Origin of the sequence: Paenibacillus ehimensis NBRC 15659 (assembly GCF_004000785.1) — a bacterium.
Lineage (GTDB): Bacteria > Bacillota > Bacilli > Paenibacillales > NBRC-103111 > Paenibacillus_G > Paenibacillus_G ehimensis.
Map to the genome: position 1 here is coordinate 1 of NZ_BILX01000192.1, position 1261 is coordinate 1261.

The following is a 1261-nucleotide window of genomic DNA, read 5'->3' on the forward strand; positions in this document are numbered from 1 at the left end:
TGAAGTGCACCCCTTAGAATGGACATTGGATAAATCCCCTGATTAATCCGATGATTCTAAGGGGTGCATTTTTATGGCGAGAAAAGGACAGAAGTTTAATTTTTATCCACATGAGATGAAGGTGGAGGCTATTCGATTACATCTGGAAGAAGGTTGGACCTATCGACGGATTATGGAGCATTTCGGAATACCGGATCGACATCGAATAAAGGTATGGATGAAAAAATACAAACAGCTTGGCGAGTTTGGATTGACTGACAAGCGAGGGAATCGTGAAGAATACGTTGACCAAGATCGATATGTACAAAAGCTAAAACGGGAGAACGCCATGCTAAAAAAGTGTTTGAAAATCTGGATGCAGGAGGTGTACGGCGTAAATACGAAACCATTGAGAACGCAGCCGAGGCGTACAATGTAGTGGAGTTGTGTCAACTCTTCGGTGTCTCCAGGAGCGGTTATTATGCCTATAAGAAACGGAGGGCCATCGATCCGGACAAGGAACTGAAAGACTTGATCCTGGCGGTGTACAAGAAATATGACGGTAAATATGGTTATCGACAAATCCAGCTCTTCCTTCTGAAAGAACATAACGTGTGGGTTAACCACAAGAAGATACTTCGACTTATGCAAGAGATGAGCATACGTTCCCGCGTTCGTCGTAGGCATCGCTGTAATTACATTTCATCTGTTGAAGGCCGCATAGCAGAGAACCGCCTGAAGCGTGATTTTCATGCCACAGCACCTAACCAAAAGTGGGTTACGGATGTCACCCAATACCGTGTCGGGGATACCCGGTTGTACCTTTCGGCCATCAAGGATCTATTTAACAACGAGATCATCGCATATCATATGAGTTTGCGCAATGATAATGAGCTAGTCCTCCAGACGTTTAGAAATGCCTTTAAAAAAACGAAAGACGTGTCCGGATTGATCGTTCACAGCGACCAAGGATTCCAGTACACGTCTCACGCTTACCACGACATGCTGCCAAAGGTTGGCGCCCAAATCAGCATGTCTCGGAGAGGCAACTGCTACGATAATGCCTCAATGGAGAGTTTCTTCTCGCATCTAAAAACGGAAGGACTCTATCCTTATGATATCCGAAGTTTGGACGAGGCACAAAGGCGAATTGAAGAATTCATTCGTTTTTATAACCAAGAACGACCACAACGAAAATTAAACAAGCTGACACCGGTTGAATACCGACGTCAGCTTGCAGCCTAGGGCTTTTTCCACTGTCCGCTAAACGGGGGCTTGACCA

General features: G+C 45.2%; 2 protein-coding genes. Both read left to right on the forward strand.

The features are described from left to right. Window positions 1-73 precede the first annotated feature (73 nt). Complete coding sequence (locus PEH01S_RS34280; protein WP_127490456.1) at window positions 74-418, forward strand: helix-turn-helix domain-containing protein; 345 nt, start codon at window positions 74-76, stop codon at window positions 416-418. Beyond that, window positions 340-1224, forward strand: coding sequence for an IS3 family transposase (locus tag PEH01S_RS34285; RefSeq protein ID WP_246063158.1), 885 nt, complete (start codon window positions 340-342; stop codon window positions 1222-1224). The genes PEH01S_RS34280 and PEH01S_RS34285 overlap by 79 nt, the downstream gene beginning before the upstream one ends. Window positions 1225-1261: the final 37 nt, after the last annotated feature.